The following is a 25,835-nucleotide window of genomic DNA, read 5'->3' as shown; positions in this document are numbered from 1 at the left end:
CCATCCTTATATACTTATAAATTCTTCGCAGAGCATCATTTCAGGATAAGAGCCTAATGGGATAGGCTCTAAGTACTCACCATTACTGGAGACTGTATTCATATATTTGCCGCCGGGTTTGGGTGTTAAATAGTGCTTGTTCTTCTACTGAAAGCGTTAAGAATTTTTCCGCAAATTCTCGTAGTGTGGTAACAGGATCGTTTTGTCCGGCATTCGATAAGAGTTGAATTGTATGGTAACAAAATAGACCACAGCCGTTGGGTACATTATTTTGTAAATTAGTTTCAATAAAATCAATATCTTCGTTTTCTGATATGCCTGCAATTTTTGCTGCTTCTATAATCTCTTGCTTAGTATTTTCATTTAAATTATAATAAGTATTAAATATAAGGCATTTTATTTTTTCTGCAAGTTTATAAAATAAGCAGAGAAGCCAGTGATCTCCTGTATTTACCAGGAAGACTTCATTGTGAGATAATCCTGATTGAGCAATCTTTTCAAGTAGCTGAGTGCTTAATATATTTTCTTTGGTGGTAGGATGAATCAGCCCAATAGGATAGTTTACCGAGAGAAGAGGTGATTCTTGAACCAGACCTTGCGTTGCAGCTGCCAGCTCATCTGACGACAACATTCGCGCACCACACCAAAGATTTTCAACTCCTACCTGTTCTTGATCTGTCTGAGCGAACTGGTCGCCCATAATTTTATGTGCTATTCCTATTTTTTTAGAAAGGTCGGTTGTCGCGGAACCTGCCATATAAAGTAATCTGGAAGGGGCATGTAGCTTTTTCCACTCAGTATTATCTTTTGTTATATCGTTATTGGCGATTTGATGTAATACAAGGCAAGCCTGATTGATTTTTTTGTCTATATCTGATGATCCCGATCTTTTCCCGCTAAAGAGATCAAAAAGAAATTTCTCAACTCTATGCCCCAGGTCATCGTTGCGTAACGCAAGATTGCATAACAGATCAATACAATTCTGATCACCGTTCTCTACGGCGCTAAACAACAATGTAAGCGCCTCATCGCTCACCTCTTCTGTATATAAGCTGTGAAATTGCGGTATGCTCAATCGGTAAAGTGAATTTACACATATATTCATTTTGCTCTGTTTCCTGGTAAGTGAAAGTAGCGAATATGATGTAATGTATAATTATTTGTAAAAATATTATTATTAGCGGGGGATATATTAAATCAGGCATAGACCTGATTTTCTTATTATTCACATAACACTCAATTATTATTGGGGATATTCAGTTATCCCCCTCTTTAAAGGTGGCTGGTAACGCGTCGATACAAGAGATATTGCTCTATAAACAGTAACGTCGTTATCTGTCATGCCACCGTGGGTTAGCGGTCATGGTTAACCAAATAGGGCAGGTTATTGCAAAGAGACATCCGCGTTTATACCCAAAATAATCCGTAGCCAACACATAAGCAACTTGAAGTATGAAGGGTATATGTCTGATGGAAAATCGGCCCTGGTGAGTAGGGTAATGGCGCCGGAGGGGCTCCGGCGCTTTTTACTTAGCCCAGCGCTTTCGCCAGTAGCGTAATGGGGTGTTCGCAGCGTTTGCTTGTAGACATCTCAATTTGCCACTTACAGGTTTCACAATCGGTGACGACAATGTCGGCGCCGCTCTCTTCAATCTGGCGGAACAGTGGCGCGCCGATGGACTGTGATGTCGGATAGTTTTCCTTTTTAAATCCATACGTACCGGCAATGCCGCAGCACTGTGAATCAAGTACCGTCAATTCAAGCCCCGGAATTTGCCGCAACAGTTCAAGCGTGTAAAGCGTCCAGCCCATTTTTTCCATATGACACGGCGTATGGTAGACCACTTTCAGCGGTAAAGGATTAAGCGGCAGCGTTTTCCCGGCATCCAGTTTGCGCCATAGCCAGCGGGTGGCCAGCTCGATATGTTCGCGCAGCCCGGCGTTGTCCACGTCCAGCACTTCAGGATATTCATCGCGCAACGCAAACGTACAGGTGGATGACGTGGCGATGACCGGAATACCTTTGACGGCAATCGCCTCGCGTAGCGACTCCACATTGCTGATAGCCTGTTTGCGAGCTTTATCCGTAAAACCGTTAGCGATCAGCGGTACGCCGCAACACTTCTCTTTACTCAGCAGCTGTACGCCAGTACCCATTGCGTTCAGCACCTTAATCAGATCTTTTCCGAGCTGCGGATGGTTGTAATTCACAAAACAGCCATGGAAAAAGGCGACCTGATCTTTGTATTTAGCCTGCTGCGCCGCCACGCTATGATACCAGCGGCGGAAGGTGCCGAAAGAGTATTTTGGTAAGGTGCGGCGATGATCGATTTTGAGCGCGTAATCAAGCAACTGGCGCACTGGCTTTAATGCGGTGGCGGTATTGACCACCGGCGCGAACGGCGTTGAAACGCTGCCCATCAGATCGGTATGGCTGAGAATAAAATTACGCAATGACGGGCGCGTCGTATCGTATTTCGCGCGGGCGCGCTGGATGATATCGCCAATCTTCACGTCCGACGGACAGGCGACCTCACACCGTTTGCAGTTAATGCAATATTTCAGCGCCTCATCATACAGTGCGCCGTCTTTCAGACGCAGGCGCTCGCCATCCGGTCCGGCCTGTTTAGGGCCAGGGTAGCCAGGATTAACGCGGCTGACCGGGCACGCGGTGGTGCACACCGTACATTTAATACAACTTTCAAAACGTGTGTCGCTCATTGCTGTTCTCCTGCACGCTCAGCGATATGGTGCGCGGCCTGGAGGGCGCTGACTGCGCAGACGCCGCCGCCGCATCCCTCAGCTATAGGATCGAATCCCGCCAGCACAGAACCTATTGCATACAGATTTTCTACCGTGTTGCCCGCAAGGGAGGGGCGGAAAGCGTCATCCGTCACGACGCCAAACTGCTGCCAGGGCTGTGGGTCGAAGAAATGTTGTTGATACCATTCGGCGCGGGTGGCCGTTTGCTGTACGTCGAGCCCTAAAATAGGTTCGCGGATCCCTTCGCGCTCGGCAACCAGACCGCTACTAAAGAAGCTACCGCTGGCAAGTACGGCAAAACGCGGGCGCAGTGGGATATCGGCATGGTTGCGGGTCCATATTTCGCTCACGGTACCGCGACGGCAGGTGACTTTCTTCACTTCATCGCCCGGCATCCAGATGCCGCCCTGACGGACAAACTGGCGCTGGAGCTGATTGTGCAGACGAATACCGAGCACCGATGGCGGCAGCGTCGGCAGCAGCGTGAGCGCGCAGGGCAGACGTTCGTTAAGCCAGCGCCACAGCGTATCGTTCGCCAGCCCGAAACAGGCGGGCATGATGATCATGTCGCAGTTTGTCGCTATTGGCGACAGCGCGTCGTACAGCAGTGGCCATTTTTCTTCGTTATCAAGCAGACGCGCAATATTGACCGCGCGAAATTCCGTCGGGTTATCACGCAGTACGTCCAGTTCCGGAAGGTCGATTTCTGCGGTTTCCACGTTGAGGTCGCGTTGGCGCAGCGACGCTGCCGCAAGGTGCGCCTGGAAATCCAGTAATCCGCTAACGCCGACGACGCAAATTCGCTGTGCGGATAACGGCCAGACCGGTACTTCCGGCGAGCTAAGCCAGGTTGAACGCAATGTGCCAAGCGGCGTGACACGCTGGTGCGCCTGCTGTACGTCGCCGTATAACTGCGCGCCGCTGGCGTTAAGTAGCGTTTGCGCCTGTTGCGCCAGCATAAGGACTTTTTGCGCGCCTAAACGCGAATAAGGATGTTCAGGCGCCTGGCGGCACAGCGCATCAAGCCCGGCGGTAATGTCGGTCACCGGTTGGCCGTCGGGCAGGGCGCTGAGTAGATCCAGCGAGCCGGAGGAAAAATGCAGCGCGCTTTGTCCGCGGGTGACGATGGCGCAGCGTAATCCATGCTGCTGGAGTTGCAGTCCGCATAGCAAACCGGCGAGACCGCCGCCCATAATAACCGTATCAAATTTCATCCTGGTGCTCCTTCTCCAGACCGCATAATCCCTGATAAACCCAGCGCGTGAATTCGCTTTCGCGCAGCGCGTCTCCCCAGGCGACAGGTTGTACGCCTTTCCAGCGCTCATTCAGAAATTCAGAGAGTTGCGTAATAGATTGCGCCGCGGTCGTCACATTAAAACGCTGCAATAGCCCGGCTGCGCGGCAGGCGCATAGCTCGCCCTGGCAAGTGCCCATCCCTACGCGGGTGCGACGGCGCAGATCCAGCAGGCTATTCACGGTTAAGTTTTCGACGGCATACTGCACTTCCCCCGCCGTGACGGCCTCGCATTCACAGACCAGGCTACGGTGTTGGCGGCCTTCACTCAGCCACCCCGGCGTGCGATCGCCATGCCGATAAACCGCCGATCCGCGTAGCGGCGCGGGAAGCGAGATAATGCGTTTCAGCGTATGTTCCGTGGACTCTTTTGAGCCAGGCAACGGCGTATCCGCCGTGATGCAGGGGCGAGTATTGCCCAACTTGCGGCACACGGCGTCGGTCGCCCATTCCGCCATCAGGCGGTAAGTCATTAGCTTCCCGCCGGTAATGGTAATGAAGCCATCAAGCCCGTCGCGCTCGGCGTGGTCGAACAACACAATACCGCGGCTGACGTTCCGACCGCTGGGATCGTCATCGCTGGCCACCAGCGGGCGGACGCCGGAATACGCGCGCAGAATACGCGTTTTCGCCATGACAGGGGCCAGTTTTTCCCCTTCACGCAGCAGGATATCGACTTCATCTGCGGTGACGCGGTTGCTGTCTATCTCATTGTAATCAATATGGGTAGAGGTAGTGCCGATCAATGAAATCGTATCGCCAGGTACCAGAATGTCGGCATCCGATGGTTTCCGGCAGCGGTTAATGACATGCTGGTTGATCCGATGGTCCATGATCAACAGCGAGCCTTTCGCCGGGAACATGCGAATACTCAGGTCGGCGTATTCGGCGATCCGTTGCCCCCAGATACCAGCCGCATTGACCACCACCGGCGCGTGAAGCGTCTGGGTTTCGCCAGTGAGATGGTTGCGCACATGGACGCCGCAGACCGTTGCGCCTTCACGAATGAGCCCGGTCACTTCATGCGCCGTTAACACGATTGCGCCATGTTCTCTGGCATCCAGCATATTGGCGGCGGTAAGGCGGAAAGGGTCCACGGTGCCATCCGGCACTTTTACCGCACCGATGAGCGCAGGGTTAACGGAAGGTTCGATGATGCGAGCCTGCTGCGGATCGATGGCTTCAGCGCGAATGCCCGCCGCTTCACAGGCGCGAATAAAGGTGGCCTGAAACGCAAGATCATCTTCCGGCAACGTAATAAACAGACCATCCGTCGGTTCGACGCAATGGCGGGCGATCCGTTTTAAAATCTGGTTTTCACTAATGCACTCGCGCGCGGATTCCGCGTCGGTAACCGCATAACGAGCGCCGCTGTGCAGCAGCCCGTGGTTACGCCCGGTTGCGCCAGTCGCTATATCATGCCGCTCCACCAGAATGACACGTAAACCGCGCAGCGCGCAGTCGCGGGCGATCCCTGCGCCTGTTGCTCCACCGCCAATGATAATCACGTCACTTGCTTGCGAGTCGCGAGTTTTCATTGTTTTTCCTCACAGTTCGTTTTTTATCATTTAGCCATACAAATCATATGGAATGTTTGATTTCGCGCATAATCGCTCACTATTCGAAAATGAAACGTGATTTCGTGCGCCTTTCTGAACATTAGTCATAAATCTGTAACAATATGTGCTGTAATTCACATTAACGTGACGTATCTTTACTTAACATCGCGGCCACACTGGGAGCAGCGGGGTTGTTTGAACGAACTGCGGTGTTTACCTCTAAATAAAATATGGGCCACGGAGGCTACAATATGTTGAGTATTTTTAAACCAGCGCCGCATAAAGCGCGCTTGCCAGCGGCGGAGATTGATCCGACCTATCGCCGATTACGCTGGCAGATTTTCCTGGGGATATTCTTTGGCTATGCCGCGTATTATCTGGTGCGCAAGAACTTTGCCCTCGCGATGCCCTACCTGGTAGAACAGGGTTTTTCACGCGGCGATCTGGGCTTTGCGCTGTCCGGGATTTCCATCGCTTATGGTTTTTCGAAATTTATAATGGGTTCGGTGTCCGATCGCTCGAATCCGCGCGTTTTTCTGCCGGCAGGGTTGATTCTGGCCGCAGCAGTCATGTTGTTTATGGGCTTTGTGCCGTGGGCGACATCCAGCATCGCCGTGATGTTTGTACTGTTGTTCCTTTGCGGCTGGTTCCAGGGGATGGGGTGGCCGCCGTGCGGTCGTACGATGGTTCACTGGTGGTCGCAGAAAGAGCGCGGCGGCATTGTGTCGGTCTGGAACTGCGCGCATAACGTCGGCGGCGGGATCCCGCCACTGCTGTTCCTGCTGGGGATGGCTTGGTTTAACGACTGGAAAGCGGCGCTCTATATGCCAGCCTTTGGCGCGATTGTGGTGGCGCTGTTCGCTTTCGCAATGATGCGCGATACGCCGCAATCCTGCGGTCTGCCGCCTATCGAAGAGTATAAAAACGACTATCCGGACGACTACAACGAAAAAGCGGAAGAAGAGCTGACTGCGAAGCAGATCTTCATGCAGTACGTACTGCCGAACAAATTACTATGGTATATCGCTATCGCCAACGTGTTCGTCTACCTGCTGCGCTACGGTATCCTCGACTGGTCGCCGACCTACCTGAAAGAAGTGAAGCATTTCGCACTGGATAAATCCTCCTGGGCCTACTTCCTGTATGAATACGCGGGTATTCCGGGCACGCTGCTGTGTGGCTGGATGTCGGATAAAGTCTTCCGCGGCAACCGTGGCGCGACCGGCGTGTTCTTTATGACCCTGGTGACTATCGCGACCATCGTTTACTGGATGAACCCGGCAGGGAACCCGAATGTTGATATGGCTTGTATGATTATCATCGGCTTCCTGATCTACGGCCCGGTAATGTTGATCGGTCTGCACGCGCTGGAACTGGCGCCGAAAAAAGCGGCGGGTACGGCGGCGGGCTTTACCGGTCTGTTTGGTTACCTGGGCGGTTCTGTCGCTGCAAGCGCCATTGTGGGTTATACCGTTGACTTCTTCGGTTGGGATGGCGGCTTTATGGTGATGATTGGCGGCAGCATTCTGGCGGTAATCCTGCTGGTGGTCGTGATGATTGGCGAAAAACGCCATCATGATGAGCTGCAGTTAAAACGCAACGGAGGCTAATAACATGAAAACCACACTGAAAAACCTTAGCGTGGCGTTAATGTTGGCAGGAATGACCATCGGAAGCGGCGCCGTGGCGGCTGAAAAAGTCGTTATCGCCCACCGTGGCGCCAGCGGTTATCTGCCGGAGCATACGCTACCGGCGAAAGCGATGGCGTATGCGCAAGGGGCAGATTATCTGGAACAGGATTTAGTGATGACAAAGGACGACCATCTGGTCGTCCTCCATGACCACTACCTTGACCGGGTGACTGACGTCGCTGATCGTTTTCCGGACCGGGCGCGTAAAGATGGGCGCTATTACGCTATCGATTTTACGCTGGATGAAATTAAATCCCTGAAGTTTACCGAAGGGTTTGATATTGAAAACGGCAAAAAAGTACAAACTTATCCGGGCCGTTTCCCGATGGGAAAATCTGATTTCCGCATTCATACCTTTGAAGAGGAAATTGAATTCGTTCAGGGATTAAATCACTCTACCGGTAAAAATATCGGTATTTATCCGGAAATTAAAGCGCCGTGGTTCCATCATCAGGAAGGGAAAGATATTGCCGCGAAAACGCTGGAAGTGCTGAAGAAGTATGGTTACACCGGCAAGCAGGACAATGTCTATTTGCAGTGTTTTGATGTCGCTGAGCTGAAACGTATTAAGAATGAACTGGAACCCAAAATGGGGATGGATCTCAATCTGGTTCAACTTATTGCGTATACCGACTGGAATGAAACACAGCAGAAACAGCCGGACGGTCGTTGGGTAAATTACAACTACGACTGGATGTTTAAGCCGGGCGCTATGAAGCAGGTGGCGGAATATGCGGACGGTATTGGTCCGGATTACCATATGCTGGTTGCGGAAGGCTCAACGAAAGGGAATATCAAGCTGACTGGAATGGTGCAGGACGCGCATCAGAATAAGATGGTAGTGCATCCTTACACTGTGCGTGCCGATCAATTGCCGGACTATGCCACAGACGTCAATCAGTTGTACGACATCCTGTATAACAAGGCGGGCGTCGACGGGCTGTTCACTGACTTCCCGGATAAGGCGGTCATGTTCCTGCAAAAAAATGACTAAAGGTTTGCCATAGTCGAAGTGACGCGCCGGATGAGGGCATAAACGCCTCATCCGGCCTGGCGCAACATTTGCCAGAGTAAGTCTGGTAAACGCAATGCCATCAGGCGGGGTTGTTTTATAGCAACCCCTCATCGGTCAGTGTTTCCATACATTTTTGTAATAAAAATAGCGGACTTCCTTCTACCGGCGGTTCTTTTGCTAACAGGGAAATTTGTCGATAAAAGGTGGGTTCCAGCGCCACGGAGCATAATTTTCCTGTCGTGGCTTTTAAGGTTAATTCTGGCAATAAGGCGATACCTAATCCCTGGCGAATAAAATTCAGCGCAGTATCGGGATGGTTAAATTCATATTTAAATATCGGCTCAATACCCTTTTCTTTAAACAACGCCATAATGCTTAATTCATAACGACCTTTACTGACAATAAGTGGTTCGTCCATCAGTTCTTCGACCGTTACTGTACTATTGGCCGCCAGGGGATGATTTTCAGGCACCACTACGGTGAATTTATCCCGGTAAATGGGGACGCAATACATACCGTTGACCGGAAAAGGAACGAAACCGGCATCAATACTTCCGTCCTGCAGCGAATCAATAATAGCCGTACTGTTCTCTTCATAGGGGATAATTTTTACATTTGGATGATGGCTTTCAAAATAGCGAATGACGCCGGGTAAAATGCAGGCGCAGGCGCTGGGAAAACAGCCAATCCGTAGCGTACGGGCCGGGTTCTTTTTTTCTTGTTCGGCAATCTCTTTTACCGCGTTGACGTCGCGCTGGATCGCGCGTAAGTGCCTGACGATGCGGCTACCGGCGGCGGTAAGCTCAATCTCTTTACGACGCTCACGAATCAATATGTCAACGCCGAGCTCCTCCTCAAGCGCGGAGATGGCCTGGCTGACGGCGGATTGCGTCATGTATAGCCGTTTGCTGGCCTCGGTAAATCCGCCGTACTCCAGTACGGCAAGCAGGGCGTGGATTTGGGTTAGTGTCATTAGTAAAACCTAATCAATATAATTAAAACGATTAATTTTTCTAATAGAGTGCACTTGTTTATACTGTGATTCTATCGAATACATCACATTTTGACGCACCTGATAGGTGTTCAGTTGAGCTGAGCGTTGCCTGCGTGCGCCATCTGAACGGGTCGTTAAGAATGAAAGAAAAATTATGGACGAAGGATTTTTGGGCAATCACCATAGTAAGTTTTATTATCTTTTTTGTTTTTTATGTACTGCTAACTTTATTACCCATTTATATCGCTGACCGCCTGCATGCTTCTGCAGATAAGGCCGGGCTGTTAGTGACATGTTTCCTGGCCGCGGCAATTGTTATTCGGCCATTTGCCGGACAGTGGGTGGGAAAATATTCGAATAAAAAGATTCTGGTGCTCTCTTCTCTGGCTTTTTTGGTGATTACCGCGCTGTATCCGGTTTGCCATTCTATCGAGTCGCTGCTCTTTATCCGCGTACTTCATGGGATTACGTTTGGTGTTATTACCACGGTAAAAGGAACTATTTCAGCGCGGTTAATTCCGGCCTCCCGACGTGGAGAGGGCATCAGCTTTTTCTCTTTAGCGATGGGCCTTGCGATGGTCGTAGGACCGTGGATCGGTTTGAATATGGCCCGCTGGAACGCGTTCACTGCCGCATTCTGGCTTTGTTCCGCTGTAGCGGCGTTAGGGATTGTACTTTCCCTGATTGTGACGGTCCCTCCGGTAATTCGTCATGCCGATGGTTCGAAACCGAATCTGGGTTTTTCCGCGATGTTTGACCGCGCCGCCTTGCCTTTTGCGCTGGTCACCTTTTTTATGACTTTCTCCTATGCCGGCGTGTCGGCTTTCCTGGCGCTGTATGCGCGTGAGCTGGATTTAATGGCGGCGGCCAGTAATTTCCTGCTGTGCTACGCGATTTTCCTGATGATATGCCGTACCTTCACCGGGAATATTTGTGATAAAAAAGGGCCGAAATACGTTGTTTTCCCATGTCTGTTGGCTTTTACCATCGGTCTGGTGGCGCTGGGCTACACCAATGGCAGCATCATGATGATTATTTCCGGCGGTCTCATCGGTATCGGCTACGGTTCGGTCACGCCGGTCTTCCAGACGCAAATTATCAGCTCGGTTGAACCGCATAAAATCGGTGTGGCGAATTCACTGTTCTTTAACGCGATGGACGCCGGAATGGCGATTGGCGCCTTTATCATGGGAATGATGGTTGAGTCAGTTGGCTATCGTATGATTTATGTCGCTGGCGCGGTGTTGGTGGTACTCGCTGGCGCACTGTATGCCGTGCAGATGAAAAAACGTGGCGTGATGCCGTTGGTTTCCACCAGCGAGTTGCACTGAGTTACATCTCGATTTCGATATCGCCTTTTGCCCTGCAGCAGCAGGGCAAAATCTCTCCCGGCTGGATAAACGCTAAAGGTTCTGTAATCCAGTCAACCTGACCGGCAACCAGCCGGGTACGACAGGAGCCGCAATATCCTTCGCGGCACTGATACTCCACCTCAACGTTATGCGATTCCAGCGTGGCCAACAGAGAAGGATGTTCATCCTGGCACAGCAGCTGTGTGCCAGTGATACGCAGCGTGACGCGTCCCATCAGAGCTGGAAATTACTCAGATCGTCGGTATCGACTTCTGAATCGATTTGTCCGACCAGATAAGAGCTAACTTCCACTTCCTGTGGCGCGACCTGAACGTTATCGGACACCAGCCAGGTATTGATCCACGGGATTGGGTTGGAGCGGGTCTGGAACGGCAGATCCAGCCCCACCGCCTGCATACGAATATTCGTAATATATTCAACGTATTGACACAGGATATCTTTATTCAGGCCGATCATCGAACCGTCGCGGAACAGATAGTCCGCCCACTCTTTTTCCTGCTGCGCCGCCTGCACGAACAGGTCATAGCATTCCTGTTTACACTCTTCGGCGATTTCCGCCATCTCCGGGTCGTCCACGCCGCTACGCAACAGGTTCAGCATATGTTGCGTGCCGGTCAGATGCAGAGCTTCGTCACGGGCGATCAGACGGATAATTTTGGCGTTGCCTTCCATCAGTTCACGCTCGGCAAATGCGAAAGAGCAGGCGAAGCTGACGTAGAAGCGGATGGCTTCCAGCGCGTTCACGCTCATCAGGCACAGATACAGTTTTTTCTTCAGCTCACGCAGATTCACGACAACCGTTTTGCCATTAACGGTATGGGTGCCTTCACCGAGCAGGTGCCAGTAACTGGTCATCTCAATAAGTTCGTCGTAGTAGGCGGAGATCCCTTCGGCGCGCTTCTGAATTTGCTCATTGGTCACGATATCGTCAAAAACGACCGCCGGATCGTTGACGATGTTACGAATAATGTGGGTGTAGGATCGTGAGTGAATCGTCTCAGAAAACGCCCAGGTCTCTACCCACGTCTCCAGCTCCGGGATGGAAATGAGCGGCAGCAGGGCGACGTTCGGGCTACGTCCCTGAATGGAATCCAGCAGCGTCTGGTATTTGAGGTTGCTGATGAAGATATGTTTTTCGTGCTCCGGCAACGCCTGATAATCGATACGATCGCGGGAGACGTCGACCTCTTCCGGACGCCAGAAGAAAGAGAGCTGTTTTTCGATCAGTTTTTCGAAGATGTCATATTTCTGCTGGTCATAGCGTGCAACGTTGACCGGCTGGCCAAAGAACATGGGTTCCTTGAGCTGATCGTTTTTCGTCTGTGAAAAAGTGGTGTATGCCATTGAAGTGAATCCTTTATGGGATGAGCGCCGGATGGCGGCGCAAGCGCCTTATCCGGCCTACAAACCGTACAATCGTAGGCCGGGTAAGCATAGCGCTACCCGGCACTATTCATCAGATCTTACAAGCGCCGCTTTCGCAGCCATCGTCCTGAATAGAAGGCGCCAAATCGTCCTGCGCATCTTCCGCGCCGTCGCGGGTATTTTGATAGTACAGAGTTTTCACGCCAAACTTATACGCGGTGAGCAAATCTTTCAGCAGTTGCTGCATTGGCACTTTTCCTGACGGGAAACGTGACGGATCGTAGTTGGTATTGGCGGAAATCGACTGATCGATAAACTTCTGCATGATACCCACCAGTTGCAGATAACCGTCGTTGTTCGGCATCTCCCACAACAGTTCGTAAGCGTCTTTCAGATGCTCATAATCCGGCACGACCTGACGCAAAATACCGTCTTTCGAGGCCTTGATGCTGACGTAGCCGCGCGGTGGTTCGATACCGTTGGTGGCGTTGGAGATCTGGGATGACGTTTCCGACGGCATTAGCGCCGATAGCGTGGAGTTACGCAGACCGTGGGTTTTGATCGACTCACGCAGCTGTTCCCAGTCGTAGTGCAGCGGTTCGTTGACGATCGCATCCAGATCTTTTTTGTAGGTGTCGATCGGCAAAATGCCTTTTGCATAGGTGGTTTCGTTGAACCATGGGCAGGCGCCTTGCTCTTTCGCCAGTTCGTTGGACGCTTTAAGCAGATAGTACTGAATGGCTTCGAAGGTTTTATGCGTCAGATTATTGGCGCTACCGTCGGAATAACGTTTACCGTTTTTCGCCAGCCAGTAGGCGAAGTTAATCACGCCAATGCCCAGCGTACGACGGCCCATTGCGCCGCGTTTGGCAGCCGGAATCGGGTAATCCTGATAATCGAGCAGAGCATCCAAAGCGCGTACTGCCAGAATAGCCAGTTCTTCCAGCTCGTCCAGAGTTTTAATGGCGCCCAGGTTGAATGCAGACAGCGTACACAACGCAATTTCGCCGTTTTCATCGTTGACATCGTTCAGCGGTTTGGTCGGCAGGGCAATCTCCAGACACAGGTTAGACTGGCGTACCGGGGCGACAACCGGATCGAACGGACTGTGAGTATTGCAGTGGTCAACGTTCTGGATATAGATACGACCGGTAGAGGCGCGTTCCTGCATCATCAGCGAGAACAGTTCGACCGCTTTCACACGCTGTTTGCGGATGCTGTCGTCGTTTTCATATTTCACGTACAGGCGTTCGAATTCGTCCTGGTCGGCGAAGAACGCATCATACAGCCCCGGCACGTCGGACGGACTGAACAGCGTAATGTCGCCGCCCTTCAGCAGGCGGGTATACATCAGTTTGTTGATCTGTACGCCGTAGTCCATGTGACGTACGCGGTTGCCTTCCACGCCGCGGTTGTTTTTCAGTACCAGCAGGCTTTCCACTTCCAGGTGCCACATCGGATAGAACAGTGTCGCCGCGCCGCCGCGCACGCCGCCCTGCGAGCAGGATTTCACCGCCGTCTGGAAGTGCTTGTAGAACGGAATACAGCCGGTGTGGAACGCTTCGCCGCCGCGAATCGGGCTGCCCAGCGCACGAATGCGTCCCGCGTTGATACCGATACCGGCGCGCTGAGAAACGTATTTCACGATAGCGCTGGAGGTGGCGTTGATGGAATCCAGACTGTCGCCACACTCGATCAGTACGCAGGAGCTGAACTGACGGGTTGGGGTACGCACACCGGACATGATGGGCGTCGGCAGCGAGATTTTGAACGTAGAGACCGCATCGTAAAAACGTTTTACATAGTCAAGACGCGTTTCACGCGGGTAGTTCGAGAACAGGCAGGCCGCTACCAGAATGTAGAGGAACTGTGCGCTTTCATAGATTTCGCCGGTCACGCGGTTTTGCACCAGATATTTCCCTTCCAGCTGCTTAACGGCAGCGTAGGAGAAGGTCATATCGCGATCGTGAACGATAAACGAATCCATCTGCTTGAACTCTTCTTCCGTGTAGTCTTCCAGCAGATGATTGTCGTATTTGCCAAGCTCAACCATTTTTACCACATGGTGGTAAAGTGCGGGCGGCTCAAACTGGCCGAAGGCTTTCTTACGCAGGTGGAAAATCGCCAGACGCGCAGCCAGGTATTGATAATCCGGCGCATCGCGAGAGATCAGGTCTGCGGCGGCCTTAATGATAGTTTCATGGATATCGGAGGTCTTAATCCCATCATAAAACTGAATATGCGAGCGTAGCTCGACCTGAGAAACCGATACGTTATTCAGTCCTTCTGCCGCCCAATCAAGCACGCGATGAATTTTGTCGAGATTGATGCGCTCAGTACGGCCGTCACGCTTTGTCACCAGCAGACTCTGATTCATGTGGTTTTCTACCTGTTTACCTGTCCGTGAAAGAAAAATATCCCCCCGCTTATCCACAACGCCACGTTGTGACTAACTCTGTGGATAAATACTATATATAGGGGGTAATCGATAAGTGAAACGCTATATGGTGAGTATTCTAGTAGGGATTCTTTTGAGTACAAGAGTTGATTTTGGCGTTAAATTGCGGTTGCAAAAGCGTAAGAATCGCTAAATGCGCGTCTGATAAGGCCTGGAGAGGATGTCAACAATTCATAAAAAAAAATCAAAATTTGATCGAATGCTGATTTCTTCATCGAAGAGAAAGGTTGCGCCCGATGATCTAACGCAACCCTTATAGGAAAATTCTTTGATGTCAGGCTTTTTTAGCGCGGGTATGCAACATGTAGTTAACGTCTACTCCGGGACCGAGTTTGAAAGTATTAGTTATCGGGTTGTAGTGCAGCCCGGTGATATGTTGCTCTTTCAGGACGGTTTCATCTACCCAGCTTAACAGTTCAGCAGGCTTAATGAATTTCTTCACGTCGTGCGTGCCTTTTGGCACCATGCGCAGAATATACTCAGCGCCGACGACCGCCATCAGCCAGGATTTTCCATTGCGGTTCAACGTTGAGAAGAACACCTCGCCGCCGGGTTTAACCAGTTGGGCGCAGGCGTGGACGACCGATTGCGGATCGGGAACGTGCTCCAGCATTTCCATACAGGTGACGACGTCGTATTGCTGGGCGTGTTTTGCCGCATGTTCCTCAACCGTCTCCTGCATGTACTCTACCTCGATGCCGCTTTCCAGCGCATGCAGTTTGGCGACCTGCAAAGGCTCAAAGCCCATATCCAGCCCGGTGACGGTTGCGCCTTCGCGCGCCATGCTCTCTGCCAGAATACCGCCGCCGCAGCCGACGTCGAGCACCTTTTTACCAAACAGGCCGCCTGAGCGCTCAGTAATGTAGCCAAGGCGTAGGGGGTTGATGCGATGCAATGGCTTGAATTCGCCCTCCAGATCCCACCAGCGCGACGCGACGGCTTCGAATTTGGCGATTTCATTATGGTCAACGTTGTGAGCTACCGACGGTTTTTCAGTGTTCATGAGTACATGAGATTCCGCTATTGATCTATCGGGGCAGTATAGCAGGTGCAAAGTCGCTGCGTTATATCTACTGCCGTCTTTATTACGCTTTCAGCGCAAGAAGTTTTCTTGCGCGTTCTGTAAAACCGCTACCGATGTGGTGCGTGATAAAATTACAGACGCCCTCGACGTTGTTGTTTTTTAACATATCCAAAATAGTGGCATGTCCACGGTTAGAGCTGGTGATATATTCAGCGGTAAAATCCAGTCTGTAGCGAATTGCCAATAAACGTGCTGAGATCAACAGGTGTGCTTGTGAAATGTATTTATTATCGGCATATTTCACAAAAACATAATGAAAATCATGATCCAGTTTGAGGTAAGCTTGCGTATCTCGCTCTGCATTAATTTTTGCTGACTTCGATAAAATATTGCTTAATTCGACTATGACATTGTTAGCATTTTTCTCCATCGCTTCACGAATTGCGCCCTGTTCAAGGATAACCCTCATTTTGATGAGATCATTGATATCCTCGTCGGTGACAGAAAAAACAAATGTCCCACTGCGGGGAATGATGTTGACCAAGTTTTCATTATAGCTCAGCCAAATAAAAGCTTCACGAATTGGTGTTTTACTTACCATCAGAATATTTGATAGTTCATTTTCACTGATCGCTTGCCCAAGATCGAAATCGCCATGGATAATCATCTCCCTTATTTTCTCTTTAATCACCTGGGTGATGGATTTGGGTATTTCAATTGATATGTGACTAAAGTCACGCTTTAATCTATTTTTCATTTTCTTCTCCTCCATGGTTAAACCCGGCTCCATTGTAATTAATTTATTCAAAATTAACGGATCTAATATATCAGATATAAGAAAATTTACATACTTTATTGTTGTTGTTGTATATTTCATTAAGTTTGCTTGCTGATATATCAGATATGACACATTAGCTTTTGAATTGTATTGTTTTTTACGTAACATCGATTCCGGTCAATACCCTTATTCATTGAATCATAAAAGGTGATGCAAAATGAGTAGTCCACAAGAAAATTTATACGATGCAATTCGTATTGTAAAAAGGAAAATCATTTCTTTGGCCTTTATTCTTTACTTTTTTAACTATATGGATCGTGTCAATATTGGGTTTGCTGCATTACGCATGAATGAATCTCTCGGTATTACGCCTGAGGATTTCGCTAATATTTCTTCTATATTCTTCATATCATATTTAATCTTTCAAATTCCGAGTAGCATTGGCTTGCAAAAGCTTGGTGCAAGAAAATGGATTAGTTCCATTATTATCGGCTGGGGAGCGGTAACAGGGCTGATTTTTTTTGCTAAAGATACTCAACATATTTTGCTGGCTCGCATTTTTTTGGGGGTATTTGAAGCTGGCTTTTTCCCGGGCATGGTTTATTATCTTGCATGCTGGTTCCCGGCTCGTGAACGCGGAAAAGTCAATAGTTTCTTCATGTTATCTATTGCTGTTGCATCGGTATTGGCTGCACCGATGTCTGGTTGGATCATCGAGCATTTGAATACCCCGGATTATGAAGGCTGGCGCTGGCTTTTTGCTATTGAAGGTATCCCTACCGTATTCCTTGGCATCCTGACATTTTATTTACTGCCTGACAGTCCAGAAAAGGCTAAATGGCTTACGCCACAGCAGATATCGGCCTTAGTTAATAAATTACGTACTGACAATGAAACCGCAGCTGCATTAAATAAAAATACCAACTCATCCTTTCTTTCCGTAATCAAAAATCCAGTTTTGCTTCAGCTTTCTTTCGCCTACATGTTGATTCAGGCGGCTGCTCTGGCGGCAAACTACTGGTTGCCGGGGTTGGTGAAGGGATTTTCAGCTGATTTTACGGATACTGACGTTGGTTTAATCATGAGTATTCCGTTTATTTTCGCTATGTTCAGCATGCCCTGGTGGGGCTGGCATTCCGATAAAAAGAATGAACGAAAATGGCATGCTGCATTACCCATGTTTCTGGCAGGCTGTGGTTTTCTGATGATTGCTCTTGTCCCCTCAATGTCGCTGAGAATGCTGGGGCTAACGTTCTATGGTGTTGGGATCCTCAGCTATTACGGACCTTACTGGGCGCTGCCTTCTGCATTATTGTCGCCGTCAGGGTTGGCTATCAGCATTGCGTTTATTAACTCATGTTCAAGTCTTGGCGGATTCCTGATTAATAAGTCACTGGGATTTGTTTCTACTCATTATGGTGCGACAGGAATATTTATTGTAGAGGCAATACTTTGCTTCGCTGCGGTAGCCGTTTTGGCGTTAATGAAAATTGATGTGAAAAAAGAAAAAAGCCAACAAACAAATGTTGTATCACGAACCTGATAAATGGAGAAATTATGAAAATTACATCTATTGAAGTTTTTGACTGTGAATTAAAAAAAAGAGATCAAACGATGTCATCCTATAATCCAGTACTTATCCGGGTGAATACCGACTCAGGATTAAGTGGTATTGGCGAAGTAGGACTGGCCTATGGCGCAGGCGCTAAAGCTGGCGTAGGGATCATCAGAGATCTGGCGCCATTGGTTGTGGGTGAAGATCCATTAAATATCGAAAAAATTTGGGAGTTCTTTTTCAGAAAGACTTTTTGGGGGATGGGGGGCGGAAACGTTTTTTATGCCGGAATGAGCGCTATTGATATTGCTCTTTGGGATATCAAAGGTAAATATTTAGGTGTACCTGTTTATCAGCTCCTTGGCGGGAAAACTAATGAAAAATTAAGAACCTATGCTAGTCAGTTACAATTTGGTTGGGGGGATAAACGCCAGATATTAGTGACACCTGAGGAATATGCTGAGGCGGCGCGTGCGGCTCTTGACGATGGATATGATGCGATTAAAGTGGATCCACTCGAAATCGATCGTAATGGCGATGACTGTGTTTTTCAGAATAAAAATCGTAACTATTCAGGATTGTTACTGGCCGATCAATTAAAAATGGGGGAAGCGCGAATTGCCGCTATGCGTGAAGCAATGGGGGATGATGCTGATATTATCGTGGAAATCCATTCTCTTCTCGGTACAAACTCAGCTATTCAATTTGCGAAGGCGATAGAAAAGTATCGTATCTTTCTTTATGAAGAACCGATTCATCCATTAAATTCTGATAATATGCAGAAAGTTTCCCGTTCAACAACGATTCCAATCGCCACTGGCGAGCGTTCCTACACAAGATGGGGATACAGGGAATTACTGGAGAAGCAGTCTATTGCCGTAGCGCAACCTGATTTGTGTCTCTGCGGCGGAATTACCGAAGGAAAGAAAATCTGTGACTATGCTAATATTTATGACACCACTGTACAGGTGCATGTTTGCGGCGGTCCTGTTTCCACGGTAGCCGCGCTGCATATGGAAACAGCAATTCCCAACTTTATTATTCATGAGCATCATACCAATGCGATGAAAGCATCTATTCGGGAACTTTGTACCCACGATTATCAACCGGAAAATGGCTATTATGTCGCGCCGGAACAGCCCGGATTGGGTCAGGAATTAAACGATGAGGTAGTGAAAGAATATCTGGCCTATGTGATTAAATAGCATCTGGTGATACTGATTATGGTTTATGCCTCCCGGCATATCCCCTAAATAATTCGAGTTGCAGGATAAAATGGTTAACCGTCTTGAACAGCGCTTGCGCTAACCGCGACGGGGCGAGGCCCAGGGATGGGCCGAGTAACTCGCCGCCAACGCACATGAAACTTGAAGTATGACGGGTATACACGGGAGGTATTGATTTTCTAACCTCTTCCTGGCCAGGCCCCGATCTCCCCTGTATCGCCTCTGAAGCCGATAAACGCCGAGACCACGCTTATAAATGAAGAGAGCATGCGGCACCCGAATAAAGCATTGTCTGGCTGCATTCCGTTTACCAGTACGTGGGCGAATGTGTTATAATTTGCGACCTTTGAATCCGGGATACAGTAGAGGGATAGCGGTTAGATGAGCGACCTTGCGAGAGAAATTACACCGGTCAACATTGAGGAAGAGCTGAAGAGCTCCTATCTGGATTATGCGATGTCGGTCATTGTTGGCCGTGCGCTGCCGGATGTCCGAGATGGCCTGAAGCCGGTACACCGTCGCGTACTTTACGCCATGAACGTATTGGGCAATGACTGGAACAAAGCCTATAAAAAATCTGCCCGTGTCGTTGGTGACGTAATCGGTAAATACCATCCCCACGGCGATTCCGCAGTGTATTACACCATCGTTCGTATGGCGCAGCCATTCTCGCTGCGTTACATGCTGGTGGATGGTCAGGGTAACTTCGGTTCTATTGACGGCGACTCCGCGGCGGCAATGCGTTATACGGAGATCCGTCTGGCGAAAATCGCCCACGAACTGATGGCCGATCTCGAAAAAGAGACGGTGGATTTCGTGGATAACTATGACGGTACGGAAAAAATTCCGGACGTCATGCCGACCAAAATTCCGAATCTGCTGGTGAACGGTTCTTCCGGTATCGCAGTAGGTATGGCGACGAATATCCCGCCGCACAACCTGACGGAAGTGATTAACGGCTGCCTGGCGTATATCGACAACGAAGACATCAGCATTGAAGGGCTGATGGAACATATTCCGGGGCCGGACTTCCCGACCGCCGCGATCATCAACGGTCGTCGTGGTATCGAAGAAGCCTACCGTACCGGTCGTGGCAAAGTGTACATTCGCGCCCGCGCGGAAGTTGAAGCTGACGCGAAAACGGGCCGTGAAACCATCATCGTCCATGAAATTCCCTATCAGGTGAACAAAGCGCGCCTGATCGAGAAAATCGCCGAGCTGGTGAAAGATAAACGCGTGGAAGGCATCAGCGCGCTGCGTGACGAATCCGACAAAGACGGGATGCGCATCGTGATTGAAGTGAAACGCGATGCGGTGGGCGAGGTGGTGCTTAATAATCTCTACTCCCAGACCCAGCTACAGGTTTCCTTCGGTATTAACATGGTGGCGCTGCATCACGGCCAGCCGAAGATCATGAACCTGAAAGACATCATTTCAGCGTTCGTGCGCCACCGCCGTGAAGTGGTGACGCGTCGGACTATTTTTGAACTGCGTAAAGCCCGTGACCGCGCGCATATCCTTGAAGCTCTGGCGATTGCGCTGGCCAACATCGACCCGATCATTGAGATGATTCGCCGCGCGCCGACGCCGGCGGAAGCGAAAGCGGCGCTGATTTCGCGTCCGTGGGACCTGGGCAACGTCGCTGCGATGCTGGAGCGCGCCGGTGATGACGCCGCGCGTCCGGAATGGCTGGAGCCAGAATTTGGCGTGCGTGACGGTCAGTACTACCTGACTGAGCAGCAGGCGCAGGCGATTCTGGATCTGCGTTTGCAGAAACTGACCGGCCTGGAGCATGAAAAACTGCTCGACGAATACAAAGAGCTGCTGGAGCAGATTGCTGAATTGCTGCACATTCTGGGCAGCGCCGATCGCCTGATGGAAGTGATCCGCGAAGAGATGGAGTTAATTCGCGATCAGTTCGGCGATGAGCGTCGTACCGAAATCACCGCCAACAGCGCCGATATTAATATCGAAGATCTGATTAGCCAGGAAGATGTTGTCGTGACGCTGTCTCACCAGGGTTACGTCAAATATCAACCGCTGACGGATTACGAAGCGCAACGTCGTGGTGGGAAAGGTAAATCTGCCGCGCGTATTAAAGAAGAAGACTTTATCGACCGTCTGCTGGTGGCCAACACCCATGACACCATCCTCTGCTTCTCCAGCCGGGGCCGTCTGTACTGGATGAAGGTCTATCAGCTGCCGGAAGCCAGCCGTGGCGCGCGCGGTCGTCCGATCGTCAACCTGCTGCCGCTGGAAGCCAACGAACGTATCACCGCGATTCTGCCGGTTCGTGAGTATGAAGAAGGCGTCAACGTCTTTATGGCGACCGCCAGCGGTACCGTGAAGAAAACGGCGCTGACCGAATTCAGCCGTCCGCGTTCCGCCGGTATTATCGCGGTGAACCTCAACGACGGCGACGAGCTGATTGGCGTTGACCTGACTTCTGGTTCTGACGAAGTCATGCTGTTCTCGGCCGCGGGTAAAGTGGTGCGCTTCAAAGAAGACGCCGTCCGTGCGATGGGGCGTACCGCGACCGGTGTGCGCGGTATTAAGCTGGCGGGAGACGATAAAGTAGTTTCTCTGATCATCCCACGCGGCGAAGGCGCTATTCTGACCGTAACGCAAAACGGCTACGGGAAGCGTACCGCAGCGGACGAGTACCCGACCAAGTCTCGTGCGACGCAGGGCGTTATCTCTATCAAAGTGACCGAGCGCAACGGTTCCGTTGTCGGTGCGGTACAGGTAGACGATTGCGACCAGATCATGATGATCACGGATGCCGGTACTCTGGTGCGTACCCGAGTGTCCGAGATCAGCGTCGTGGGACGTAATACCCAGGGCGTTATCCTTATCCGCACGGCGGAAGATGAAAACGTGGTGGGTCTGCAACGCGTTGCTGAACCGGTAGATGACGAAGAACTCGACGCTATCGACGGCAGCGTGGCGGAAGGGGATGAGGATATCGCCCCGGAAGCGGAAAGCGATGACGACGTTGCGGATGACGCTGACGAGTAATGTTATTGCTGTGCGAGGGCCGGATATCCGGCCCTTTTTCTTTGCCGTTGCGGGCTACGTCATTTACCGCTACCTTAGTCACACTCTATTTACATCCTGAGGCGGAGCTTCGCCCCTTTGAAATACCTTGCTTCCTTTCGAACTACGCTGAAAGTCTCGCGCTACTTATTCAGAGCGTTAGCGTTACTCATTTGGCTCTTAATCGCCTTTGTTTCGGTGTTTTACATCGTCAATGCCCTGCACCAGCGGGAATCTGAAATTCGTCAGGAGTTCAACCTTAGCTCCGATCAGGCGCAGCGTTTTATCCAGCGCACGTCGGATGTGATGAAAGAGCTCAAATATATCGCCGAGAACCGTTTAACGGCGGAAAACGGCGTCATGTCGTCGCGTGCGCGTGATGACAAAATGGTGGTGCCGGACTTTGAACCGCTATTCGCCGACTCAGACTGTGCGGCGATGGGCTCCGCCTGGCGCGGTTCGCTGGAGTCGCTGGCCTGGTTTATGCGTTACTGGCGCGACAACTTTTCAGCGGCGTATGATCTTAACCGCGTTTTCCTGATTGGCAGCGATAACCTCTGTATGGCGAATTTCGGCCTGCGTGAAATGCCCGTGGAGCGCGATGATGCGTTAAAAGCGTTACATGAGCGGATTATGAAATACCGCAACGCGCCGCAGGAAGAAAGTGGGAATAACCTTTTCTGGATAAGCCAGGGCGCGCGTCAGGGCGTGGGCTACTTTTATGCGCTGACGCCGGTGTATCTGGCCAACCGTCTGCAGGCGCTGCTGGGCGTCGAGCAGTCCATCCGCATGGAAAATTTTTTCACGCCCGGCAGTTTGCCGATGGGCGTCACCATTATTGATGAGAACGGCCATTCGCTGATTTCGTTGACCGGTCCTGACGGCATTATTAAAGCGGAGCCGCGCTGGATGCAGGAGCGTTCCTGGTTTGGTTATACGCCAGGTTTTCGCGAACTGGTACTCAAAAAAAGCCTGCCGCCATCCTCGCTCAGTATTGTCTATTCTGTGCCTGTAGATTTAGTCCTGGAGCGTATTCGTATTCTTATCCTGAACGCTATCCTGCTGAACGTGCTGGTGGGTGCAGGGCTGTTTACGCTTGCGCGGATGTATGAGCGGCGAATTTTCATTCCGGCGGAGAGCGATGCTCAGCGCCTGGAGGAGCATGAACAGTTCAACCGTAAAATCGTTGCCTCCGCGCCGGTGGGGATCTGTATTCTGCGCACTATTGATGGTGTCAATATTCTGAGTAACGAACTGGCGCACACCTACCTGAACATGCTCACGCATGAAGACAGACAGCGCCTGACGCAAATCATTTGCGGCCAGCAGGTCAACTTTGTTGATGTATTGACCAGCAATAATACCAATTTGCAAATTAGCTTCGTCCATTCCCGCTATCGCAATGAAAACGTCGCGATTTGCGTGTTGGTAGATGTGAGTACGCGCGTCAAAATGGAAGAGTCGCTGCAGGAGATGGCGCAGGCGGCGGAACAGGCAAGCCAGTCTAAATCCATGTTCCTTGCGACGGTCAGCCATGAATTGCGCACACCGCTGTACGGTATCATCGGCAATCTCGATCTGCTGCAAACCAAAGAGCTGCCAAAAGGCGTGGATCGGCTGGTCACGGCGATGAATAACTCCTCCAGTCTGTTGCTGAAAATTATCAGCGACATTCTAGACTTCTCGAAAATTGAGTCGGAACAGCTAAAGATTGAGCCGCGCGAATTTTCACCGCGAGAGGTGATGAACCATATCACCGCCAATTATCTGCCGCTGGTGGTGCGTAAGCAGCTCGGTCTGTATTGTTTTATTGAGCCTGACGTGCCGGTATCGCTGAACGGCGACCCGATGCGTTTACAGCAGGTCATTTCAAACCTGTTGAGCAACGCCATTAAGTTTACCGATATTGGCTGCATCGTGCTGCATGTGCGCTGTGATGGGGATTATCTCAGCATTCGCGTGCGGGATACCGGCGTCGGTATTCCGGCAAAAGAGGTGGTTCGCCTGTTCGATCCCTTCTTCCAGGTGGGAACCGGCGTACAGCGTAACTTTCAGGGGACCGGTCTGGGGCTGGCGATTTGCGAAAAATTGATCAGCATGATGGACGGCGATATTTCCGTCGATTCGGAGCCGGGCATGGGAAGCCAGTTTACGCTGCGCATCCCGCTTTATGGCGCGCAATACCCTGTGAAAAAGGGCGTGGAAGGACTTGCCGGAACCTGCTGTTGGCTGGCGGTGCGCAATACTTCTTTGTGCCAGTTTATTGAGACCAGTCTGGCGCGTAGCGGCGTTCATACGCAGCGTTATGAAGGGCAAGAACCCGCCGCTGACGATATTTTGATTGTCGATGACGCGCTGGAGCATACCTGGCAGGGGAGGGCGGCGGTTGTCTTTTGCCGCCGTCATATCGGGATTCCGTTGGAAAGAGCGCCGGGCGAGTGGGTGCATAGTGTGGCGTCGGTGCATGAGTTGCCCGCGCTGTTGGCGCGTATCTATAGTATTGAGCTGGATAGTGAAGCGCTTTCCAGCGCATTGCCGACGACGGATAAAACTGCAGATTCAAATGACGACATGATGATTCTGGTCGTTGACGATCACCCGATCAATCGCCGCTTGCTGGCCGATCAACTGGGATCGTTGGGGTATCAGTGTAAGACAGCCAATGATGGCGTGGACGCTCTGAATGTGCTGAGTAAAAATGCTATCGATATTGTTCTGAGCGATGTGAACATGCCGAACATGGACGGCTATCGCCTGACGCAGCGTATCCGTCAGCTTGGGCTGACGCTGCCGGTCGTCGGCGTGACGGCGAACGCGCTGGCGGAAGAGAAACAACGTTGCCTGGAGTCCGGTATGGACAGCTGTTTGTCGAAGCCTGTGACGCTGGATGTGTTGAAACAGACGCTGGCGGTGTATGCCGAACGAGTACGTAAAACGCGGGCATAAAAAATGCCGGATGGCGGCGTCGCTTGTCCGGCTTGCAAAAGATGAGTCGACTGGTAGGCCTGATAAGCGTAGCGCCATCAGGCTGGGTAACGTAAAAGCGATTTATTCTTTGTCTGTCGGACTCAGGGTGACGGAAGAGAGATAGTTGAGCAGCGCGATATCATTCTCTACGCCTAGTTTCATCATCGCCGATTTCTTCTGGCTGCTGATGGTCTTAATGCTGCGGTTGAGCTTCTTGGCGATTTCGGTGACCAGGAAGCCCTCGGCGAACAGGCGTAATACTTCGCTCTCTTTTGGCGACAGGCGCTTGTCGCCGTAACCGCCTGCGCTGATTTTCTCCAGCAGACGAGAAACGCTTTCTGGGGTGAATTTTTTGCCTTTTTGCAGCGCGGCCAGCGCCTTAGGCAGATCGGTTGGCGCACCCTGTTTGAGTACGATCCCTTCAATATCAAGATCCAACACGGCGCTCAGGATCGCCGGATTGTTGTTCATGGTCAGAACGATAATAGACAGGCTCGGAAAATGACGCTTGATGTACTTGATCAAGGTGATCCCATCGCCGTATTTATCTCCCGGCATGGAGAGGTCAGTGATCAACACATGCGCATCTAATTTCGGCAGGTTGTTGATCAATGCTGTGGAATCTTCAAATTCGCCGACAACATTCACCCACTCGATTTGTTCAAGTGATTTGCGAATACCGAACAGTACAATCGGGTGGTCATCGGCAATAATTACGTTCATATTGTTCATGTATT

Annotated in this window: 18 protein-coding genes; 7 read left to right on the top strand and 11 right to left on the bottom strand. The window is 50.7% G+C overall.

Translation table 11 applies throughout. The annotated features are described in order from the left end of the window. Nucleotides 1-82 precede the first annotated feature (82 nt). The 4 genes from sseL to glpA form a co-directional block, all read right to left on the bottom strand. A complete protein-coding gene (gene sseL, locus ACLJNW_RS20985; RefSeq protein ID WP_024154548.1) occupies nt 83-1,105 on the bottom strand; it encodes an SPI-2 type III secretion system effector deubiquitinase SseL in 1,023 nt (340 codons plus the stop codon). A 425-nt stretch (nt 1,106-1,530) separates the two neighbouring features. Then, complete coding sequence (gene glpC, locus ACLJNW_RS20980; RefSeq protein ID WP_023204449.1) at nt 1,531-2,721, bottom strand: anaerobic glycerol-3-phosphate dehydrogenase subunit GlpC; 1,191 nt, start codon at nt 2,719-2,721, stop codon at nt 1,531-1,533. Continuing rightward, nucleotides 2,718-3,977 (bottom strand): glycerol-3-phosphate dehydrogenase subunit GlpB, encoded by a 1,260-nt coding sequence (glpB, locus tag ACLJNW_RS20975; RefSeq protein WP_023204448.1) that lies wholly within the window; start codon nt 3,975-3,977, stop codon nt 2,718-2,720. The genes glpC and glpB overlap by 4 nt, the downstream gene beginning before the upstream one ends. After that, the gene (gene glpA, locus ACLJNW_RS20970; RefSeq protein ID WP_000857205.1) at nt 3,967-5,595 is read right to left on the bottom strand and encodes an anaerobic glycerol-3-phosphate dehydrogenase subunit A; all 1,629 of its coding nucleotides are present in this window, start codon (nt 5,593-5,595) and stop codon (nt 3,967-3,969) included. Before glpA ends, glpB begins: the two co-directional genes overlap by 11 nt. Before the next feature lie 272 nt (nt 5,596-5,867). On the opposite strand from glpA, the gene glpT reads away from it, so the two are divergent. Next, the gene (gene glpT / locus ACLJNW_RS20965) at nt 5,868-7,226 is read left to right on the top strand and encodes a glycerol-3-phosphate transporter (RefSeq protein WP_000948739.1); all 1,359 of its coding nucleotides are present in this window, start codon (nt 5,868-5,870) and stop codon (nt 7,224-7,226) included. A gap of 4 nt (nt 7,227-7,230) precedes the next feature. Then, nucleotides 7,231-8,301, top strand: a complete 1,071-nt coding sequence (gene glpQ / locus ACLJNW_RS20960) for a glycerophosphodiester phosphodiesterase (protein WP_000858952.1) — start codon at nt 7,231-7,233, stop codon at nt 8,299-8,301. A 115-nt stretch (nt 8,302-8,416) separates the two neighbouring features. Here the strand turns inward: glpQ and ACLJNW_RS20955 are convergent, their stop codons facing one another. Further along, complete coding sequence (locus ACLJNW_RS20955) at nt 8,417-9,295, bottom strand: LysR family transcriptional regulator (protein WP_000176719.1); 879 nt, start codon at nt 9,293-9,295, stop codon at nt 8,417-8,419. A gap of 161 nt (nt 9,296-9,456) precedes the next feature. On the opposite strand from ACLJNW_RS20955, the gene ACLJNW_RS20950 reads away from it, so the two are divergent. Then, nucleotides 9,457-10,647 carry an MFS transporter gene (locus tag ACLJNW_RS20950; protein ID WP_000660249.1) on the top strand — a complete coding sequence of 397 codons (1,191 nt, stop codon included), beginning with the start codon at nt 9,457-9,459 and terminating at the stop codon, nt 10,645-10,647. 1 nt (nt 10,648) lies between these two features. On the opposite strand, the gene yfaE is transcribed toward ACLJNW_RS20950, so the two are convergent. The 5 genes from yfaE to ACLJNW_RS20925 all read right to left on the bottom strand — a co-directional run bounded on the left by yfaE (nt 10,649) and on the right by ACLJNW_RS20925 (nt 16,482). After that, the gene (gene yfaE / locus ACLJNW_RS20945) at nt 10,649-10,903 is read right to left on the bottom strand and encodes a ferredoxin-like diferric-tyrosyl radical cofactor maintenance protein YfaE (RefSeq protein WP_024154550.1); all 255 of its coding nucleotides are present in this window, start codon (nt 10,901-10,903) and stop codon (nt 10,649-10,651) included. Continuing rightward, complete coding sequence (gene nrdB / locus ACLJNW_RS20940; RefSeq protein WP_000332026.1) at nt 10,903-12,033, bottom strand: class Ia ribonucleoside-diphosphate reductase subunit beta; 1,131 nt, start codon at nt 12,031-12,033, stop codon at nt 10,903-10,905. The genes yfaE and nrdB overlap by 1 nt, the downstream gene beginning before the upstream one ends. 112 nt (nt 12,034-12,145) lie before the next feature. Further along, complete coding sequence (nrdA, locus tag ACLJNW_RS20935) at nt 12,146-14,431, bottom strand: class 1a ribonucleoside-diphosphate reductase subunit alpha (RefSeq protein ID WP_001076494.1); 2,286 nt, start codon at nt 14,429-14,431, stop codon at nt 12,146-12,148. Between the two features lie 355 nt (nt 14,432-14,786). Then, nucleotides 14,787-15,515 carry a bifunctional 2-polyprenyl-6-hydroxyphenol methylase/3-demethylubiquinol 3-O-methyltransferase UbiG gene (gene ubiG, locus ACLJNW_RS20930; RefSeq protein ID WP_001091008.1) on the bottom strand — a complete coding sequence of 243 codons (729 nt, stop codon included), beginning with the start codon at nt 15,513-15,515 and terminating at the stop codon, nt 14,787-14,789. An 82-nt stretch (nt 15,516-15,597) separates the two neighbouring features. Then, a complete protein-coding gene (locus tag ACLJNW_RS20925) occupies nt 15,598-16,482 on the bottom strand; it encodes a GntR family transcriptional regulator (protein ID WP_077464446.1) in 885 nt (294 codons plus the stop codon). 49 nt (nt 16,483-16,531) lie between these two features. Between ACLJNW_RS20925 and ACLJNW_RS20920 the strand changes: the two genes are divergently transcribed. The 4 genes from ACLJNW_RS20920 to rcsC all read left to right on the top strand — a co-directional run bounded on the left by ACLJNW_RS20920 (nt 16,532) and on the right by rcsC (nt 25,077). Then, entirely contained in the window at nt 16,532-17,857 is a 1,326-nt protein-coding gene (locus ACLJNW_RS20920) for an MFS transporter (RefSeq protein WP_024154551.1), read from the top strand. A gap of 14 nt (nt 17,858-17,871) precedes the next feature. Beyond that, nucleotides 17,872-19,074: a mandelate racemase/muconate lactonizing enzyme family protein gene (locus ACLJNW_RS20915; RefSeq protein ID WP_000705590.1), complete on the top strand. Its 1,203-nt coding sequence runs from the start codon at nt 17,872-17,874 to the stop codon at nt 19,072-19,074. 402 nt (nt 19,075-19,476) lie between these two features. Continuing rightward, nucleotides 19,477-22,113, top strand: coding sequence for a DNA topoisomerase (ATP-hydrolyzing) subunit A (gene gyrA / locus ACLJNW_RS20910; protein ID WP_134938892.1), 2,637 nt, complete (start codon nt 19,477-19,479; stop codon nt 22,111-22,113). A 117-nt stretch (nt 22,114-22,230) separates the two neighbouring features. Beyond that, nucleotides 22,231-25,077 carry a two-component system sensor histidine kinase RcsC gene (gene rcsC, locus ACLJNW_RS20905; protein WP_023204445.1) on the top strand — a complete coding sequence of 949 codons (2,847 nt, stop codon included), beginning with the start codon at nt 22,231-22,233 and terminating at the stop codon, nt 25,075-25,077. Nucleotides 25,078-25,179: 102 nt separating this feature from the next. On the opposite strand, the gene rcsB is transcribed toward rcsC, so the two are convergent. After that, a complete protein-coding gene (rcsB, locus tag ACLJNW_RS20900) occupies nt 25,180-25,830 on the bottom strand; it encodes a response regulator transcription factor RcsB (RefSeq protein WP_001061919.1) in 651 nt (216 codons plus the stop codon). Nucleotides 25,831-25,835 lie beyond the last annotated feature (5 nt).

It is taken from the genome of Salmonella sp. SAL4457 (assembly GCF_046548235.1).
Taxonomy (GTDB): domain Bacteria; phylum Pseudomonadota; class Gammaproteobacteria; order Enterobacterales; family Enterobacteriaceae; genus Salmonella; species Salmonella enterica.
This window is presented reverse-complemented; position numbering and strand designations above follow the sequence as displayed.

Bases quoted from the DNA above. Each gene is read 5' to 3' on its own strand.
- sseL (WP_024154548.1), bottom strand. From the start codon at position 1,105: ATGAATATATGTGTAAATTCACTTTACCGATTGAGCATACCGCAATTT.
- glpC (WP_023204449.1), bottom strand. From the start codon at position 2,721: ATGAGCGACACACGTTTTGAAAGTTGTATTAAATGTACGGTGTGCACC.
- glpB (WP_023204448.1), bottom strand. From the start codon at position 3,977: ATGAAATTTGATACGGTTATTATGGGCGGCGGTCTCGCCGGTTTGCTA.
- glpA (WP_000857205.1), bottom strand. From the start codon at position 5,595: ATGAAAACTCGCGACTCGCAAGCAAGTGACGTGATTATCATTGGCGGT.
- glpT (WP_000948739.1), top strand. From the start codon at position 5,868: ATGTTGAGTATTTTTAAACCAGCGCCGCATAAAGCGCGCTTGCCAGCG.
- glpQ (WP_000858952.1), top strand. From the start codon at position 7,231: ATGAAAACCACACTGAAAAACCTTAGCGTGGCGTTAATGTTGGCAGGA.
- ACLJNW_RS20955 (WP_000176719.1), bottom strand. From the start codon at position 9,295: ATGACACTAACCCAAATCCACGCCCTGCTTGCCGTACTGGAGTACGGC.
- ACLJNW_RS20950 (WP_000660249.1), top strand. From the start codon at position 9,457: ATGAAAGAAAAATTATGGACGAAGGATTTTTGGGCAATCACCATAGTA.
- yfaE (WP_024154550.1), bottom strand. From the start codon at position 10,903: ATGGGACGCGTCACGCTGCGTATCACTGGCACACAGCTGCTGTGCCAG.
- nrdB (WP_000332026.1), bottom strand. From the start codon at position 12,033: ATGGCATACACCACTTTTTCACAGACGAAAAACGATCAGCTCAAGGAA.
- nrdA (WP_001076494.1), bottom strand. From the start codon at position 14,431: ATGAATCAGAGTCTGCTGGTGACAAAGCGTGACGGCCGTACTGAGCGC.
- ubiG (WP_001091008.1), bottom strand. From the start codon at position 15,515: ATGAACACTGAAAAACCGTCGGTAGCTCACAACGTTGACCATAATGAA.
- ACLJNW_RS20925 (WP_077464446.1), bottom strand. From the start codon at position 16,482: ATGTTACGTAAAAAACAATACAATTCAAAAGCTAATGTGTCATATCTG.
- ACLJNW_RS20920 (WP_024154551.1), top strand. From the start codon at position 16,532: ATGAGTAGTCCACAAGAAAATTTATACGATGCAATTCGTATTGTAAAA.
- ACLJNW_RS20915 (WP_000705590.1), top strand. From the start codon at position 17,872: ATGAAAATTACATCTATTGAAGTTTTTGACTGTGAATTAAAAAAAAGA.
- gyrA (WP_134938892.1), top strand. From the start codon at position 19,477: ATGAGCGACCTTGCGAGAGAAATTACACCGGTCAACATTGAGGAAGAG.
- rcsB (WP_001061919.1), bottom strand. From the start codon at position 25,830: ATGAACAATATGAACGTAATTATTGCCGATGACCACCCGATTGTACTG.